The 17,059-nt window shown below is 63.6% G+C and carries 10 protein-coding genes; 2 read left to right on the top strand and 8 right to left on the bottom strand.

Annotated features, from left to right (window positions below; genetic code table 11):
• Positions 1-311 precede the first annotated feature (311 nt).
• From selD to AC30NL_RS10355, 6 genes are all read right to left on the bottom strand, one after another.
• Positions 312-1,370: a selenide, water dikinase SelD gene (selD, locus tag AC30NL_RS10330; protein WP_489463913.1), complete on the bottom strand. Its 1,059-nt coding sequence runs from the start codon at positions 1,368-1,370 to the stop codon at positions 312-314.
• 204 nt (positions 1,371-1,574) lie between these two features.
• The gene (locus tag AC30NL_RS10335; RefSeq protein WP_489463914.1) at positions 1,575-1,988 is read right to left on the bottom strand and encodes a hypothetical protein; all 414 of its coding nucleotides are present in this window, start codon (positions 1,986-1,988) and stop codon (positions 1,575-1,577) included.
• 158 nt (positions 1,989-2,146) lie between these two features.
• Entirely contained in the window at positions 2,147-3,547 is a 1,401-nt protein-coding gene (locus AC30NL_RS10340; protein ID WP_489463915.1) for an efflux transporter outer membrane subunit, read from the bottom strand.
• A gap of 5 nt (positions 3,548-3,552) precedes the next feature.
• On the bottom strand, positions 3,553-6,798 hold the full coding sequence (locus tag AC30NL_RS10345; protein ID WP_489463916.1) for an efflux RND transporter permease subunit: 3,246 nt from the start codon (positions 6,796-6,798) through the stop codon (positions 3,553-3,555).
• On the bottom strand, positions 6,795-9,947 hold the full coding sequence (locus AC30NL_RS10350; RefSeq protein WP_489463917.1) for an efflux RND transporter permease subunit: 3,153 nt from the start codon (positions 9,945-9,947) through the stop codon (positions 6,795-6,797). Before AC30NL_RS10350 ends, AC30NL_RS10345 begins: the two co-directional genes overlap by 4 nt.
• Positions 9,948-10,512: 565 nt before the next feature.
• On the bottom strand, positions 10,513-11,973 hold the full coding sequence (locus tag AC30NL_RS10355) for an MdtA/MuxA family multidrug efflux RND transporter periplasmic adaptor subunit (RefSeq protein ID WP_489463918.1): 1,461 nt from the start codon (positions 11,971-11,973) through the stop codon (positions 10,513-10,515).
• 369 nt (positions 11,974-12,342) lie between these two features.
• Between AC30NL_RS10355 and AC30NL_RS10360 the strand changes: the two genes are divergently transcribed.
• Both AC30NL_RS10360 and AC30NL_RS10365 read left to right on the top strand, forming a co-directional pair.
• Positions 12,343-13,881 carry a catalase gene (locus tag AC30NL_RS10360; RefSeq protein WP_489463919.1) on the top strand — a complete coding sequence of 513 codons (1,539 nt, stop codon included), beginning with the start codon at positions 12,343-12,345 and terminating at the stop codon, positions 13,879-13,881.
• A 22-nt stretch (positions 13,882-13,903) separates the two neighbouring features.
• Complete coding sequence (locus AC30NL_RS10365) at positions 13,904-14,515, top strand: ankyrin repeat domain-containing protein (RefSeq protein ID WP_489463920.1); 612 nt, start codon at positions 13,904-13,906, stop codon at positions 14,513-14,515.
• Between the two features lie 281 nt (positions 14,516-14,796).
• On the opposite strand, the gene AC30NL_RS10370 is transcribed toward AC30NL_RS10365, so the two are convergent.
• Entirely contained in the window at positions 14,797-15,798 is a 1,002-nt protein-coding gene (locus tag AC30NL_RS10370) for a hypothetical protein (protein WP_489463921.1), read from the bottom strand.
• A gap of 249 nt (positions 15,799-16,047) precedes the next feature.
• Entirely contained in the window at positions 16,048-16,767 is a 720-nt protein-coding gene (locus tag AC30NL_RS10375) for a hypothetical protein (RefSeq protein WP_489463922.1), read from the bottom strand.
• Between the last annotated feature and the right edge of the window lie 292 nt (positions 16,768-17,059).

Consider the following 17,059-nt stretch of genomic DNA (forward strand, 5'->3'; position numbering starts at 1 on the left):
CAGTGCAACGGGATCTTTAGCCTACCGGCCGCGGCGGTCACGCCGTGCCGTCAGCGGAGACCGGGGCGCCGCGTCCGCCAGACTAAAGACTCTCTGCACTAGACTAAAGACTCTCTGCACTATGGCTGCGCTTTACGCCTAGATCAGGCGCCTTTTGACGTGCTGCTCGGGCACGCTCGAAAAACTCTCAGCCTCTGAGGCGTGAGTATGAATCTGGCGGCGATTGAGGTGGGCCTGCATGACGAGATCTTCCAAGGCGGCCAGCCGGTGTCGATGCGGTGTCGACGTACTGCACTCAGCTTCTCAGCCTCTCAGGCCAGGACGGTCAACCGCGCATCGCCCGCCTGCATCTGGCCGATAGCCGCCGCCTGCTGGAAACCCCCGTCGCGAAACACCCGCAGCACCTCGTCGACAGCTTCCGGCGCGCAGCTCACCAGCAGCCCGCCGGATGTCTGCGGGTCGCTCAGCAGGTCTTGGGTCAGCTTTGGCAGGGACGCAGCCAGTGTCACGTCCTGGCCGTAGCCTGCCCAGTTCCGGCCCGATGCACCGGTGATGAATCCCTCGGCGGCCATCTCTGCGACGCCTTCGAGCAAGGGCACTTTGCTCCATTCGATCGTCGCACCCAGACCCGCACCACGCGCCATCTCCAGTGCGTGTCCTGCCAGTCCAAAACCCGTGACGTCCGTGATGGCATGCACCCCCGCCATTTCGGCGAACTGCACGCCCGGCTTGTTGAGTTGGGTCGTGATCGCGATCATCCGCGCATAGCCCGCGTCGCTGAGCTTCCCTTTCTTGAGTGCTGCCGACAACACGCCCACACCCAGGGGCTTGCCGAGCACCAGCACGTCGCCCGCCTTCGCATCTGCATTGCGGCGGACCTTGTCCGGATGCACGAGGCCCATCACCACGAGTCCGTAGATCGGTTCCACTGAATCGATGGTGTGGCCGCCGGCGATCGGAATGCCGGCTTCGCGACACACCGACTCGCCACCGCGAATGATTTGCCCGATGACCTCGACAGGCAGTTGATTGATCGGCATGGCGACAAGCGCCAGGGCCATGATTGGCCTGCCGCCCATCGCGTAGATGTCGCTGATCGCATTGGTGGCAGCGATGCGCCCGAAGTCGAAGTGGTCATCGACGATAGGCATGAAGAAGTCGGTGGTGGCGATCAGCGCCTGTTCGTCGTTGAGCCGGTACACCGCGGCGTCGTCGGCGGTTTCGATACCGACCATGAGCTCCTTGGGGATCAGGCCGCCGGCGCTCTTCTTCAGGATTTCCGTGAGCACGCCGGGCGCGATCTTGCAACCGCAGCCGCCGCCATGCGAGAAACCCGTCAGACGGATCGGGGAGGTGGTGGTGTCGGACATGGTGTCATTACATCGGCCAGGACTCAGAGGCTGAGAGTTTTTCGAGCGTGCCCGAGCAGCACGTCAAAAGGCGCCTGATCTAGGCGCAAAGCGCAGCCATAGTTCGTGCTATGGCGAGCATTTGCAACGACGAGCAGGGGTCTTTTGGCGTGATGAGCGGGCATGATCGAAATACTCTCAGCCTCTCACATTGCGTGAGAACGACTATGGTACTGCGTCGAGTTTCACAGGTGAGGCGCTCGCAACACCTGTGACATGGAGCTGGTCCCTCCCCCGGAACTGAACCTCCGCAGCCAGGACGATGCGCTTGTCGTGGGGGAACATCGCCTGCTTTCTGGCAATCAAGCTGTCGATTTGATCCCCGATCTGATCCAGTGCCTCGCGCTGCACTGCGGCGTCATCGCCTTCTCTGGTGACGGCCAATTGATGGAGCGCATCGGCTCGTTCGTCGCCTTTCAGGAGGCTGACGTTCCAAGCGAGAACAATGAACTCCAGCGCGGCCCGATATTCGTCCAGCGGAGATCCCTCGGGAACCTCGGCCGTCAGAAGCGCGGCCAAGGCATGCGAGATCTTGCTCTGTGAGCGGCCGTATTCTTTTCGTCTGCTTGCTTTTCCCATCGTCTTCCCGCGTTGTCGTGGTTTCAAAAAACGATCGTTTTAGCGAACGCCCGATCGCAGCGGCCGCGGCGTGAGATCCACGGCGCAAGGCCTGTCCAGAATATCCGTTCCAAGAACGAGAGCAAGCGAGCCGCCGGCATTTGTGGCTTGACGCGACACTAGCTCACCTTCCAACCCCCACCCAACACCCGAATCAAGGCCACCGCCGCGTTCTGCCGGCTCGCCGCGATCTGCGCCACTGCACGGCGCGCACTCATCGCTGACACCTGCGCCGTCACGACTTCGGTGTAGCTCACCTGGCCGGCGTTGTAGCGATTCATCACCTGCTGCTCGGTCTGGTCGGCCGCCTCGGAGGCCTGCCGCCGCAAGGCTTCCTGCTGTTCAAGCACACGGGCGGCGGCGAGCTGGTCTTCGACTTCCTGAAAGGCGGTGAGCACAGTCTGCCGATACTGCGCCACGCTTTGCTCCCACGCGCCACGTGCTTCGTCAACGCGAGCGCTGCGTGTCCCGGCATCGAACAGCGTCTGCGCAAGCGACAGGCCCAAGGACCAGGTCGCGGCTGACGCGCTGAACAGATCGCCGATGCTTGCTGCCCCCAAGCCATGGTTGCCGCTCAGGTTGAAGGTCGGAAAGAAGGCCGCACGAGCGACGCCGATGGAGGCGTTGGCAGCGGCCACTCGACGCTCCGCGGCAGCGATGTCCGGTCGACGTTGCACAAGCGCCGACGGCACGACCAAGGGCACCGCAGGAATGGGCGATGGTTTCCACTCCACCGGCACTACCGCGAAGTTTGCGGGCGCCTCGCCCACAAGCACAGCCATCGCATGTTCCAATTTCGCGCGCTGCTGCTCGAGCCCTGCGAGATCGGCCTTCGCATTCGCCAGCTGTGTTTGCGCCTGCAGCAAGTCGCTCTTGGGTGCGATTCCGGCGTCGTATCGGTTCTTGGTGATCCTGGCCGATTGCTCGTAGGCGCTGATCGTGGTGCGCAGCAACGCGGCTTCAGCATCGGTTTCGCGAAGCGAGAAATAGTTGGTGGCGAGTTCGCCCTGCGCCGCCAGGCGCGCGGACGCGAGGTCCGCAGCGCTGGCCTGCGCTTTGGCCCCTGCTGCGTTCACGCCACCGCTCAAGCGTCCCCACAAGTCTGGTTCCCAGCTGCCACCCAGCCCGATCTGGTACTTCGTGCCGGTGCCCGGGAGCGAGCTGCCGCCACTCGAGCGCGACGCGCCGCCGCTCAGGGACAAGGTCGGAAACAGCGAGGCCCGTTGCTCGCGCACGAGTGCCTGTGCTTGCGCGTAGGACGCGGCAGCAGCGGCGACGTTCTGGTTCGACACCTCCACGCGTTGCACGAGTTCGTTCAGCGCAGCGTCGTTGAACAAGGTCCACCATGGTCCGCGGTCGAGCGCATCGGCCGGGGCGGCGGTGATCCATCCCGGCGGCACCTCCTTGAAAGATGCGGACGTCGGCACCGTTGGCGCCTCGGCATTGGGCGCGTGGGCACAGGCCGACAGCAGAAAGGCCAGCACCGCGGCGGCCGCAAGGGGAGTTCGAGTGGTTGTCATCGTGTTCATCGCGCTTCGCCCTCGGCCGCGGCCGCGGCCAGCGGCATCTCGCCGCGGACACTCAGCAGGCGTTCGTTCGCGCCGCGGCGGCGCAGCTTGTCCATCAGCAGGTAGACCACCGGGGTGGTGAGCAGTGTGAGCAACTGGCTGGCGATGAGTCCGCCGATGATGGCAATGCCCAAGGGCCGTCTGAGCTCTGCGCCTTCGCCGAATCCGATGGCCAGTGGAAGGGCGCCCAATGCCGCAGCCAAGGTCGTCATGATGATGGGGCGGAACCGCAGCAGGCAGGCTTCGCGTACGGCGTCGAAGGCGCTCAGGCCGCGCGCTCGTTCTGCTTCCAGAGCGAAGTCGATGATGAGAATGGCGTTCTTCTTCACGATGCCGATCAGCAGGAACACGCCGATCAATGCAATGAGCGAGAACTCCATCTTGAACATCAAGAGCGCAAGCACTGCACCCACGCCAGCCGAGGGCAGGGTAGACAGCACAGTGATCGGGTGCACAAGGCTTTCGTACAGAACCCCGAGCACGATGTAGATGACCACCAGCGACGCGAGGATGAGCAGGGGTTGCTGATTCTGCGTCTGCTGGAAGGCGGCGGCTGTTCCTTGCATGCTGCCCCGCACATTGGTCGGCAAGCCGATGTCGGCGGCCGCCTGCGCGATGGCTTCTCGGGCATCCGAGAGCGTGCTGCCTTCAGCGAGGTTGTACGAGACGGTGGTGGCGAGTTCGCCGTCCTGGTGGTTGATGCTGCTGGGCGTTGACGCTTCTGCAAAACGTGCGATGGCCGGCAGCGGCACCATCGAGCTCACGCGGGTGTTGACGCTGGCACCGGTGGAAGCGTCGCGCAGGCCGGGGTTGGCGCTGATGGTGGGCGTGGCGGCTGCGGCGGACGCTGCCGATGATGTCGCCGATGTGCTGGTCGTCTTGCTGGAGGGCACGTGCACGTCGTTCAATGCCGCCGGACTCCGTCCAAACTTGGGGTCCACTTCCATGACGACGTGATACTGATTCAACTGGTCATACAGCGTTGCCACCTGCCGCTGCCCGAAGGCATCGTAAAGCGCGTTGTCGATGTCGCGGTTGGTCAGGCCCATCCGTGCCGCAGTGTCGCGGTCGATGTTGACGAAGGATTCGACACCGTTCTCCTCCTGATCGGTGTCGACGTCGGTGAGCGCGGGCTGCTGCTTCATCGAATCCGCAAGCTTGCGAGCCCAGATTTTCAGATCGGCGGCGTTGTCACTCTTCAAGGTGTATTGATAGGTCGAACTGCTTTGCCGGCCACCCATGCGAAGGTCTTGCACAGGGTTGAGGAACAAGCTCACGCCCGTAACACGCGCCAGTTGCGGACGCAGCCGCGAAATCACCGCCTGCCCGCCGATCTTCCGGTCGGCCAGCGGCTTCAGGTTGACGAAGAGAAAGCCGCCACCGGCGCGCGAGCCGCCGGTGAAACCGACGACCGTGTCCACTGCAGGATCGGCCTTGATGATGTCGACCAGTTGCCGCAGCTTGGACTGCATCGCCTGAAACGAAATGCTCTGGTCGGCACGAAGGCCGCCGTTCAACTGTCCCGAGTCCTGCTGAGGAAAGTAGCCCTTGGGCGCTGCGATGAAGAGCCACACGTTGAGTCCGATGACCGACAGCAAGATGAGCATCACGAGCGCTTTCGAGTGCAGCGCCCAATCGAGGCTGTGTTCGTAGACACGCAGCGTGCGTGCATAGCCCCATTCGGCGATGCGCGCGAGTCGGCCTGGCGGCTTGGTCTTTTTCTGTGGCGGGCGCAGAAGCCAGCCGCACATCATCGGTGAGGTGGTCAGCGAAATGACGAGCGAGATCATCACCGCCGCCGACAGAGTGATCGCGAACTCGCGGAAGAGACGTCCCACTTGTCCACCCATGAACAGCAGCGGAATGAACACGGCGACCAGCGACAGGCTGATCGACAGCACCGTGAAGCCGACTTCGCGCGCTCCGAGCAAGGCGGCCTGAAGTCGGTCCATGCCTTGCTCGATGTGGCGGGTGGTGTTCTCGAGCACCACGATGGCATCGTCGATGACGAAGCCGGTGGCCACCGTCAGCGCCATGAGGCTCAGGTTGTTGAGACTGAAGCCGAGCAGGTACATCACGCCCAGTGTCCCCAGCAGCGACACGATGGTGGCCACCGCCGGCACGATGGTCGCGCGAACGCTGCGCAGGAAGACACTCACGACCAGCACGACGAGCACGATGGAAATCAGCAGCGTGATTTCGATTTCGTGCAGCGACGATCGAATGGAGTTCGTGCTGTCCGATGCAACCTGCACATCGATGTCGCTCGGCAGTTGCGCCTTCAGTTGCGGCAGCAGCGCGCGAACGCCGTCCACCGTCTGGATGATGTTGGCGCCGGGCTGCCGCGTCACGAGCACGATGACGGCGGGGCTGCCGTTGAAGAGGCCCAAAGTACGCACGTCTTCGGGGCCGTCGGTCACTTCGGCGATGTCGCTCAAGCGCACCGCGGCGCCGTTGCGCCACGCGACCACCAGTGGGCGAAAGTCGGCCGCGGTGTGCCCGCCGGCGCCGGTGTAGATCTGCAGCCGGCGCTCATCCGATTCGATGCTGCCCTTGGGGCGCGTCGCATTCGACGCCTGGATGGCTGCGCGCACATCTTCCATCGGCACACCGAAGCGGTTGAGCGCCAGCAGGTTCAACTCTACACGCACGGCGGGAAGCGAGCCGCCGCCAATCTCCACGTCGCCCACGCCGTCGACTTGCGCCACCTTCTGCTGGACGATGTTGGACACCGCCTCGTAGATCTGCTGCGGTGTGCGTGTCTTCGAGGTGAGCGCGAGGATGACGATCGGCGAATCCGACGGGTTCATCTTGCGATAGGTCGGGTTGCTGCGCAACGTGGCGGGCAGGTCGGCGCGCGAGGCATTGATGGCGGCCTGCACCTCGCGTGCGGCACCGTCGATCTTGCGGTCGAGGTCGAACTGCAGGCTCACCCGGGCCGAGCCGCGACCGCTCGACGAGGTCATCTCGTTCACGCCGGCAATGATGCCGAGTCGTCGTTCAAGCGGCGTGGCCACGCTGGTCGCCATGGTCTCAGGGCTGGCGCCGGGGATGCTTGCCGACACGGAGATGGTGGGGTAGTCCACCTGCGGCAAAGGCGACACAGGCAGCACGAAGAATGCCGCCACGCCCGCGAGCGCAATGCCGATGGTGAGCAGCACCGTGCCAATGGGCCGACTGACGAAAGGCGACGAGAGATTCATCGACCCGGACTCCCATCCCGACCTTCCTCCAGAGGTGGAAGGATTGCTGCTCCCTCTCCCGCCGGGCGAGGGTTGGGGTGAGGGCGACGCCCTCCGCGCAATCGGGCTCCCAGCCGATCGAAAGCAAGATAGATCACAGGCGTCGTGAAGAGCGTGAGCAGCTGGCTCACGATCAACCCGCCGAAGATCGAAAGACCCAGCGGGCGGCGCAGCTCCGCGCCTTCGCCCCAGCCGAACATCAGCGGCAGCGCGGCGAACAGAGCAGCCATGGTTGTCATGAGGATGGGCCTGAAGCGCAGCAGCGCCGCCTGGTGAATGGCCTCCTGGGGTGCCTTGCCATCATTGCGTTCAGCATCGATCGCGAAGTCGATCATCATGATCGCGTTCTTCTTCACGATGCCAATCAAAAGAATGATGCCGATGATCCCGATCACGCCCAGGTCATGGCCGCCGATCAAGAGCGCGAGCAGGGCACCCACGCCGGCGGAAGGCAGCGTCGACAAGATCGTGAGTGGGTGCACATAGCTCTCGTACAGCACGCCCAGCACGATGTACACGCAGATGATGGCGGCGAGGATCAGCCACAACTGGTTGGACAGCGACTTTTCATACGCTCCAGCGGCGCCCAGGAAGGTCATGCTCACGCTGGGGGGCAGGGCGATGTCTTTGGCCGCGGCACGGATTGCATCGACTGCGCCGCCCAGCGAGACACCGTCCGCCGTGTCGAACCCGATGGTCGTCGCCGGGTACTGCGCGACGTGGGTGATCTGCAGCGGCGCTTCGACCTCGTGGATGTTGGCAATGGCCGAAAGAGGCGTCGGCTCGCCACCGCTCGTCGGGACGTGCAGGTTGCCGATCGACTGGGGGCTTGCGATTGCATCCGGCCGGGCTTCGAGAATCACGCGGTACTGGTTCGTCTCGGTGAAGATGGTCGAGACGATGCGCTGGCCAAAGGCGCTGTAGAGCGCGTCGTCCACCGTCGACGCGCTGACGCCCAGGCGTGAGGCGGTGTCCCGGTCGATGTCGATCTGCATCGCGAGGCCGCGAGCATTCGCATCCGACACGACGTTGCGCACTTGCTTCACGTCCTGCAGCTTCTGCGCGAGCTTCGTCGCCCACAGCGCCACCGTGGCGTCGTCGGCACCTTCGATCGACACGCGGTATTGCGTCGGCCCGTTCTCTGCATCGATGGTCAGATCTTGTGTGGGTTGCAGGTACATCGTCACGCCGGCCACCTGCCGCACGCGCTGCTGCAGTCGGTCCATCGTCTGCTGCTGCTTGTCGCCTCTTGCAGTCTTCAGGTTGATGAGCATGCGACCTGTATGCAGCATGGTGTTGTTGACTGCATCGACTCCGATGAATGACGCGAGGTTGGCGACATCCGGGTCATCGAGAATCGCCTTGGCCGCCGCCTGCTGCAACGAGGCCATGCGCGCATAGCTCACCGACTGCGAAGTTTCGATGCGGGCTTGCAACTGGCCGGTGTCCTGCGTCGGGAAGAGCCCCTTCGGAATCACGACATAGAGAAACACCGTCAGTGCGAAGGTTGCGAGCGCCACCCACAGCGTGGCGCGCTGCCTGCGCAGCACCCATTGCAGCGCCAGGTCATAGCGCGAGATCACATGATCGAAACCTCGCTGGATGCGCTGCCCGATGCCATGCGGATGCTCGTCATGGCGCAGCCAGCGCGCCGACATCATCGGCACGAGCGTGAGCGACACGACGGCGGAGATGAGGATGGTGATGGCAAGCGTGATGGCGAACTCTCGGAATAGCCGGCCCACCACATCGCCCATGAAGAGAAGCGGGATCAGCACCGCGATGAGCGACACCGTCAGCGAGATGATGGTGAAGCCGATTTGTGTCGCACCTTTCAAGGCCGCGTCCATCGGAGGTTCGCCCTCCTCGATGTACCGCGAAATGTTCTCGATCATTACGATGGCGTCATCGACCACGAAGCCGGTGGCGATGGTGAGTGCCATCAGGCTCAGGTTGTTGAGGCTGTAGCCAAGCAGGTACATCGCGCCGCAGGTGCCGATCAGCGAGATGGGCACGGCCAGGCTCGCGATCACGGTGGCGCGCACGCTGTGCAGGAAGGCGAAGATGACGAGCACCACCATCACGACGGCGAGCACGAGTTCGATCTCGACGTGCTTGACGGAGGCGCGGATGCCGGCGGTGCGGTCGCTGAGCACGTCGACCTGCAAGGCGGCAGGCAGACCGGCCTGCAGTTCCGGCAGTCGCTTCTTGATTGCGTCGACGGTCTGGATGACGTTGGCGCCTGGTTGGCGCTGCACATTGACAATGATCGCTGGCTTCAGGTTTGCCCAGGCGCCGAGCTTGACGTTTTCTGCGCTGTCGACCACGCGTGCCACATTCGACAAGCGAATCGCGCTGCCGTTCTTGAACGCCACGATCAGATTCTTGTAGTCGTCCGCCGTGAGCAACTGGTCGTTGGCGTTGATGGTGTAAGAACGCGTCGGCCCGTCGAAGCTGCCCTTGGCGCTGTTCGCATTGGCCGAGCTGATGGCGCTGCGAACCGTGTCGAGCCCGATGCCGTAGGACGCGAGCGATTGCGTGTCGGCCTGGATGCGCACGGCGGGCCGTTGCCCGCCCGACAGCGTCACGAGGCCCACGCCAGACACCTGGCTGATCTTCTGCGCGAGTCGCGTGTTGACGAGGTTCTGCACCTCGGTGAGCGGCAGCGTTTCGGACGTGATGGCGAGCGTGAGCACCGGCGCGTCGGCGGGGTTGACCTTGGCGTACACCGGCGGCGCGGGCAGGTCGGCGGGAAGGGACGAGTTGCCCGCGTTGATGGCCGCCTGCACTTCCTGCTCGGCCACGTCAAGCACGAGGCCGAGCGAGAACTGCAAGGTGATGATGGACACACCGGCGGCGCTGGTCGAACTGATGCGCTGCAGGCCCGACATTTGGCCGAACTGCTTTTCGAGCGGTGCGGTCACGGTGCGGCTCATCACTTCGGGACTCGCGCCGGGGTAGAGCGTTTGCACCTGGATGGTGGGGTAGTCGACCTGCGGCAATGCCGACAAAGGCAGGAAGCGAAAGGCCACCATGCCCGCGAGCACGATCGCAAGCATCAGCAAGGACGTTGCTACCGGGCGCAGGATGAAGGGGCGTGACGGGCTCATTGTGTGTCGCGCCGGGTGAGGACCGATCCCCGTTCGGGCTGACCCTTCGACAGGCTCAGGACAGGGTACGCCTCACGGCGTATTGAAGCCCCCCACCGCGAGTTGAGGCCGGATAACTGCACGCGATGGCCGTGCTTCCGCTCGCCCTTCACCGACCCCCGTTCGGGCTGACCCTTCGACAGGCTCAAGACAGGGTACGCCTCACGGCGTATCGAAGCCCCCCACCGCGAGTTGAGGCCGGACAACCGCACGCGAGCACCGTACTTCCGCTCACCCTGCACCCATCCCCGTTCGGGCTGACCCTTCGACAGGCTCAGGACAGGGTACGCCTCACGGCGTATCGAAGCCCCCCACCGAGAGTTGAGGCCGGACAACTGCCCGCGAGCACCGTGCTTTCGCTCACCCTGCACCCATCCCCGTTCGGGCTGAGGTATCGAAGCCCTCCACCGCGGGTTGAGGCTTCGATACGCCGTGAGGCGTACCCTGTCCTGAGCCTGTCGAAGGGTCAGATCGAATGGAGTCTGGGACATTGTTCCGAGCCAAATCCTGGAGGTCCGGATCGATCTCATGGCACCACCACTTCGCTCGCGTGCCGACGATGCGGGCGGCTCGCGCCATTTGAAGCACCACTGGCTGCATCAGCTGCCGTGCCGGCCCGATCGCGTCCTGCCCATGGCGAAGAACCGCCGCCGCGCGGGCCCGAGGCCCGGTTGCCCCATGCGCCGCCGCGCCCGCCGAAAGCGCCGGATGCGGGCCTGTCGTCGGGCAGCTGCACGCGAGCGCCGTCCTTCAATCGGTCCGCGCCTTCGGTGATGACTTTCTCTGCAATCGCGAGTCCCGACGCGATGGCGACGCGATCTCCTGTGGCTTGTCCCTGTGTCACCTTGCGCAGCGCCACCGTGCGGTCGTCGTTCAACACATAGACGAAGTCACCGTCGCTGCCATGCCGCAAGGCCGTGGTGGGCACGACAACGGCACCCGCAATCGTGTCGAGCAGCACGCGCACATTCACGAATTGGCTGGGGAAGAGCGTGCTCTTCGGATTGGCAAAACGTGCCTTCGCACGCACGGTGCCAGTCTGCGTGTCGACCTGGTTGTTGAGTGTCGAGAAGGTGCCCTTGTCGAGCTCCTTGGTGCGCGTCCTGTCGTAAGCCGTCACAGGCAGTGTCGCGCCCTGGGCCACACGCTGTTCCACGTCGGGCACGCGGTCTTGCGGCACCGAGAACTCCACGTCGATGGGCGCCAGCTGCGTGATGACCGCGATGCCGTTGGCATCGCCCGGAGACACCACGTTGCCGACGTCCACGCTGCGCAAGCCCACTCGTCCGCTCACCGGCGCCACGATGCGCGTGTAGTTGAGGTTCAGGCGTGCCGTGCCTTCAGACGCCTTGTCGGACATGACGGTGCCTTCAAGCTGCTTCACCAATGCGGCCTGCGTGTCGACGTCCTGGCGCGCGATCGAGTCTTGCTGCAGCAGCGTTTGGAACCGCTGCAAGGTCAGCTTCGCGTTGTCGAGCTGCGCCTGATCGCGCAGACGCTGGCCTTCGGATTGCATGACGGCCATCTCGAAGGGGCGCGCGTCGATCATGGCGAGGAGTTGACCGGCATGCACCATCTGGCCTTCCTTGAACATCACTTGTTTCATCACGCCGGAGACTTGCGGTCTGACGGTGACGGTGGCCGAGGGGGTGACGGTGCCGAGGGCATCGAGCCAGATGGGGATGTCGGCCAGTTCGGCGCTTGCCACGCCGACGGTGGTGACGGGGCCGCCTCGCCCGCCTCGTCCGCCGCCACCGCCTGGACCACCGCGGCCGGCCGCGCTGGCTCCGGATGCACCATCGGCTGCGGCTGTCGGATGGGTCAAGTACCAGGCGAATCCGGCCAGCGCAGCCAGCGCCAGGATCGCGATCACACTGCCCAACCAACGATGCCGCCGCGTTGGCACGCTGCCACCAGCGGGTGCAGGAACCAGGCTCGTTCCGGGATGCGGATGGCCCTTGTGTTGTTCCTCGTGTTGCTCTTCCATGGCTTTACTTTTACTTTCTTCGCGAATGAGACGGGCAGCACTCGCCCTGAGCGTCGCCCAAGCTGCACCAGCAAATGACACTCCCGCTGGCCCTGTCGACGCTATTGCAGCAGGAAATGCAAGGGAAGATGACGCTACTGTGGTGACCGTGCGTATCCCGCGTGCTGCAGCAGGGTCAAGGGATGTAAAGAAGGGCGGCAGGTCTGCACATACCAAGCTTCGCTTCCAGAGCTTCGATTCGTCGAACGCCCACAGGCCGCCCAAGGGCAATCATGCTTGTCGATCGCGCAAATAGAAGATCCCAATTTCCCGCCGCCGGCATCAGTTCATAAGCTGCGACCCACTATCAAAAACCTAGAAAGGCACAGCATGTTCCAAAAGCTTCCTCGTTACGTTCCAGTCGTGGCACTCGGCTTGGCCGGGTTCCTCGGCTACTCGTCATTGGCCTTGGCGCAAAACCTCACCCGCGACAACGGAGCGCCCGTCGGGGACAACCAGAACTCGCAGACCGCAGGCCCCGGAGGGCCGGTTCTGCTGCAGGACGTACAACTCATCCAGAAGCTGCAGCGCTTCGACCGCGAACGCATGCCCGAGCGCGTGGTCCATGCACGAGGCACCGGCGCGCACGGCGAATTCGTCGCCTCCGGCGATCTCTCCAACGTCACGCGCGCCAAGGTGTTCGTTCCCGGCACCCGCACGCCGGTCTTCGTGCGCTTCTCCACCGTGATCCACGGCAATCACTCCCCCGAGACGCTGCGCGATCCGCGTGGCTTCGCCACCAAGTTCTACACGACCGAAGGCAACTGGGACTTGGTCGGCAACAACCTGCCAGTGTTCTTCATCCGCGACGCGATCAAGTTCCCGGACATGGTTCATAGCCTGAAGCCCAGCCCGGACACCAATGTGCAGGACCCCAACCGCTTCTTCGATTTCTTCTCCCACGTGCCCGAGTCCACGCACATGCTGACGCGCTTGTACTCGGACCTCGGCACTCCCGCCAGCTATCGCACGATGGACGGCAACGGCGTGCATGCCTACAAGTTCGTCAACGGGCAGGGCGGCATCACCTACATCAAGTTCCACTGGAAGAGCCTTCAGGGCGAGAAAAACCTGACGGCCAAGGATGCGTCCGCCGTTCAGGGCAAGACCTTCAACCACGCCACTGAAGACCTGATCGACGCCATCAACACCGGCAATTTCCCGAAGTGGGACCTGTACGTGCAGTTGCTGAAGCCGGAGCAGCTCGACAGCTTCGACTTCAACCCGCTCGATCCCACCAAAGTCTGGCCCAACGTACCTGAGGTGAAGGTCGGCACGATGACGCTGAACCGCAACCCCGCCAACGTGTTCCAGGAAACCGAACAGGCCGCCTTCGCGCCCGGCAATCTGGTGCCCGGCATCGAGCCTTCGGAGGACCGGCTGCTGCAGGGACGCGTGTTCAGCTACGGCGACACACAGCTCTATCGTGTCGGCGCCAATGTCCTGCAATTGCCGATCAACGCCTCGAAAGTGGCGGTGAACAACAACAACCAGGACGGCGGCTCGAACGGCGGCTCGCGCAACGGCAAGGTGAACTACGAGCCCTCGCGCCAATCGCCCAAGCCCCAGGACGTCGCGTTCCGCTACAGCGTGCAGGCGTTGAGTGGCAGCGTGCAGCAAGCCCGCATCGCCAAGACCTTGAACTTCCGGCAGTCGGGCGACTTCTATCGCTCACTGTCGAAGCAGGAGCAGGCGAACCTGGTCGCGAACCTGGCCGGTGACCTGGGGCAGGTCAAGGACGCGACGACCAAGCTCACGATGCTGTCCCACTTCTATAAGGCAGACAGCCAGTACGGTACGGCCTTGGCCAAGGCGGTGAATGCCGACGCCAAGCAGGTGCAGCAACTCGCAGCGACGCTGAGCGAGTGATCGGAATCGAGCGAGGAATCCGATGACGCCATTCCGCACGCTTGTGCTTCAGCACGGCTTCATGGCGTTGGTCTTTGCGCTCGCGGCGACGGCCGCGAGCGTCACCGCAGCGCAGCCGCCCGGCGTCGCTGCGGTGGCCGAGCGCGACGAGGCCAACATCAAGCAGGCGCTGAAGGACTATTTCTTCGACGCCGCGCGCCGTGGCGATGTCGCGATGCTGAAGGAGTTCGTCGCCGCCCGGTATGACCTCGAGATGCGAGACGCCAAGGGCTACACCGCGCTCATCCTGGCCACCTATCACGGGCACGAGGACGCATCCCGGCTGCTGATCGAGTCAGGGGCCAATCCTTGCGCCACCGACGCGCGCGGCAACACCGCGCTGATGGGCGCGATCTTCAAGGGCGAGCTGACCATCTCGCGGATGCTCATGAAGGCAGGCTGCGATCCGAACCAGCGCAACAATGCCGGACAGACACCCGCCATGTATGCGGCGCTGTTCGGACGAATCGAAGTGCTCAAGGCCCTGGCCGCCCGAGGTGCCGACCTGCGCGCGAGCGACGCGGCTGGAAACAGCGCGCAAAGCCTGTTGAGCGAGGGCACGAACTCCGCCTTGCCAATGCAGCGGCCGCAGTAGAGGGAAGATTTAGTAGGGCAGGCTTGGAATATTTCCCAGTTCAGGCTGACCCCCCATCCCGTTCGGGCGGACCGCCATCCCGTTCGGGCTGACCCCCATCCCGTTCGGGCTGACCCCCATCCCGTTCGGGCTGACCGCCGTCCCGTTCGGGCTGACCCCCATCCCGTTCGGGCTGAGGTATCGAAGCCCTCTACCGCGGTTTGAGGCTTCGATACCTCAGCCCGAACGGAGAGTGCTTGCGTGCCTGAAAAAGGGGGGGTGTAAGCCGGCTCCTTTCCCGCTTAAAGCTCAGACTTGCGCCAGATCGCAGCCATCACCGAACCGCAGGTGTAGACCGAAGTTTCCTTGTATCCCTGCTTGGTGTATTCCAGGTTCTTTGCCGCGTGGTCCGCAATGCTCATGCCGTGGTGCGAGACCCAACTGCCCTTGGCCGGAATCCAGGTGGTGTCGTAGGTGGCGCCGTTGTTCTTGCAGCTGACGGTATCGGCCATGACGCCCGAATCGACGAAGTGATCGAAGACGCGCTGGTAGGCCGCGGCCTCGATGCCGTTGTACGTCCAGTTGCCCACAGGGTGCGGTGGCCAAACGAGGATCGTCGCGCTCGGCAGCGCACTACCCTGGAGCCGGGTCCAAGGACCGTTGAGGCTGGCCGTGTTGTTGAATGGCGTGGTCTGGCCGCGAGCGAACTTCATGGGCTGCCAGGTATTCGACGTATCGACAACGTGGACGTGCAGGTGCGGCTCGCTCGAGTTGCCTGAATTGCCAACGTGGTAAAGCAGTTGCCCGGCGGTGACGGTGGCGCCGTTGGTGACGGCGGCCTCGGGCTCCGTCCAGACCGGCCCGCCCTGCGCCTTGCCGGTCAGCAGTGTCCCGTTGTGAGGGCACAGGCTGGACGGGATGTCGCCGGTGGGGGCGTGGGCGTACAGCGCAATCTTGCCGTCCGTCTGCTTGATCCACAAATGATTGCCTTGCAGATAGATTTTGCCCGTGGCGTTCTCGGGATGCTTGGTGTGTCCCGTGTTCTCTGGCGCATTGCGCCAGCAGCCAATCACCTGGCCGCTGGCCATGGCATAGACCGGGCGGCCATAGATCAGGTAGTTGCTGTTGACGGAATCGTCAGTCTTGCCTGCTTTCAGCACCTGCCAGTTGTTGTCGGCGACATGGCGGAGGATGCGCAAGTCCTTGGCGCCTGTTTGCGGGCCACCGCCTGTGGCATGGACGGCAGTGACGATCCGCTCGCCTGGGTGGAGGTCGTGCGCAAGCAGCGGGAACTCAAGGGCCATTGCCGGCGCGGCACTGAGGCTCGCCGAGATGAATGCACCGAGCATCACACATGTTTGCCTATTGCTTGTTTTTGTCATCACGAACCTTGATTGGTTGAAAGACTTGAAGGGGTTGATTGACCTAAGCACCTGCCCGGTCTTCCGTTGATCTGCCCGAGATCAAAGGCCCCGCGGAGTCTAGTCGTGCATCGAAGCCTCGACACCCCCTAACCCTTGGGAGAAAGCCGGTGAAGCCTGCCTGCTTTCGGATCAGCGTCCGAACAAGCCCTTCATTCGATCCCCGATCGACTTCAGCACGCGATCGAAACCAAGGCTGGCCAGCAGCCGCTGACTGATCGCCTTCGCGATGCGGTCGCCCAATTGCGCTGGCGTGAGACCACCTTCTTCGCGTCCGAGATTGCGCAGAACGATGTCCGGCAAAGTCGCCGATACGGATTGCCCGAGCATTGCCGGCGTCGTCGCCTGGGCATGGGCGCCTCGAATGATGAATTCGTCGATGATGATCTTGCGGGCGGGTTTGGACATTGGCCCAGAAGGCGATCCGCCCGCGCTGCCGCTCGCCAGCGAGCGCGCGATGTTGCGCTGGATGACTTCGAAGTTCGTTCCCGCGGCACCCTTTTCATAAATGACGTCGGGAGCTTCGATCACGATGCGCTTCACGACGACCACCGGGTCGGCGACGGTGCGGATGTCGATCGCCACCTCGATCACGCCGACCTTCAGCGCGTGCGCGGTCTTGAATCCTTCGGGGTTGCCGACGACCAACCCTCGCACGACACCTAGACCGTCGGCCGTCCTGATCTTCACTTCCTCGACCTTGACGGTGGCCTGCGTCATCTGGCTGCCGTAGCGGCTGATGGCGCGTTGCACGATCGAATCGAGATTGCCAAAGAGCCAGTAGGCGCCGCCTGCGATCAAGAGCAGGGTGAGGAGAAAGGCGCCGAGCAGGGCATTGCGAAAACGAGTCATGGCGAAACTCAGAGGCTGAGAGTATTTCGAGCGTGTCCGAGCAGCACGTCAAAAGACGCCTGCTTCGCTCCCTCTCCCTCTGGGAGCTGACCTTTACGCACGCTGGACACGCGGAAAGTTTCGCGTCTTTACTGGCTGTGACGACATGCTTTTGCAGTGATGTGAGTTTTCGACCGAAATCGATGTGAATGTCAGATGCATCAGGGGAGATGGGGGTGATTTTTGAGAGACCCCTCACCCCAACCCTCTCCCCCCGCCGGGGGAGAGGGAGCCGAAATGCGTTACTTCGAAG

The sequence above is a fragment of the Rhizobacter sp. genome (assembly GCA_021153565.1).
Classification (GTDB): domain Bacteria; phylum Pseudomonadota; class Gammaproteobacteria; order Burkholderiales; family Burkholderiaceae_C; genus Albitalea.

Coding starts and splice junctions, on each gene's coding strand:
- selD (WP_489463913.1), bottom strand. CDS start 1,370: ATGTCCGACACCACCACCTCCCCGATCCGTCTGACGGGTTTCTCGCAT.
- AC30NL_RS10335 (WP_489463914.1), bottom strand. CDS start 1,988: ATGGGAAAAGCAAGCAGACGAAAAGAATACGGCCGCTCACAGAGCAAG.
- AC30NL_RS10340 (WP_489463915.1), bottom strand. CDS start 3,547: ATGACAACCACTCGAACTCCCCTTGCGGCCGCCGCGGTGCTGGCCTTT.
- AC30NL_RS10345 (WP_489463916.1), bottom strand. CDS start 6,798: ATGAATCTCTCGTCGCCTTTCGTCAGTCGGCCCATTGGCACGGTGCTG.
- AC30NL_RS10350 (WP_489463917.1), bottom strand. CDS start 9,947: ATGAGCCCGTCACGCCCCTTCATCCTGCGCCCGGTAGCAACGTCCTTG.
- AC30NL_RS10355 (WP_489463918.1), bottom strand. CDS start 11,973: ATGGAAGAGCAACACGAGGAACAACACAAGGGCCATCCGCATCCCGGA.
- AC30NL_RS10360 (WP_489463919.1), top strand. CDS start 12,343: ATGTTCCAAAAGCTTCCTCGTTACGTTCCAGTCGTGGCACTCGGCTTG.
- AC30NL_RS10365 (WP_489463920.1), top strand. CDS start 13,904: ATGACGCCATTCCGCACGCTTGTGCTTCAGCACGGCTTCATGGCGTTG.
- AC30NL_RS10370 (WP_489463921.1), bottom strand. CDS start 15,798: ATGGCCCTTGAGTTCCCGCTGCTTGCGCACGACCTCCACCCAGGCGAG.
- AC30NL_RS10375 (WP_489463922.1), bottom strand. CDS start 16,767: ATGACTCGTTTTCGCAATGCCCTGCTCGGCGCCTTTCTCCTCACCCTG.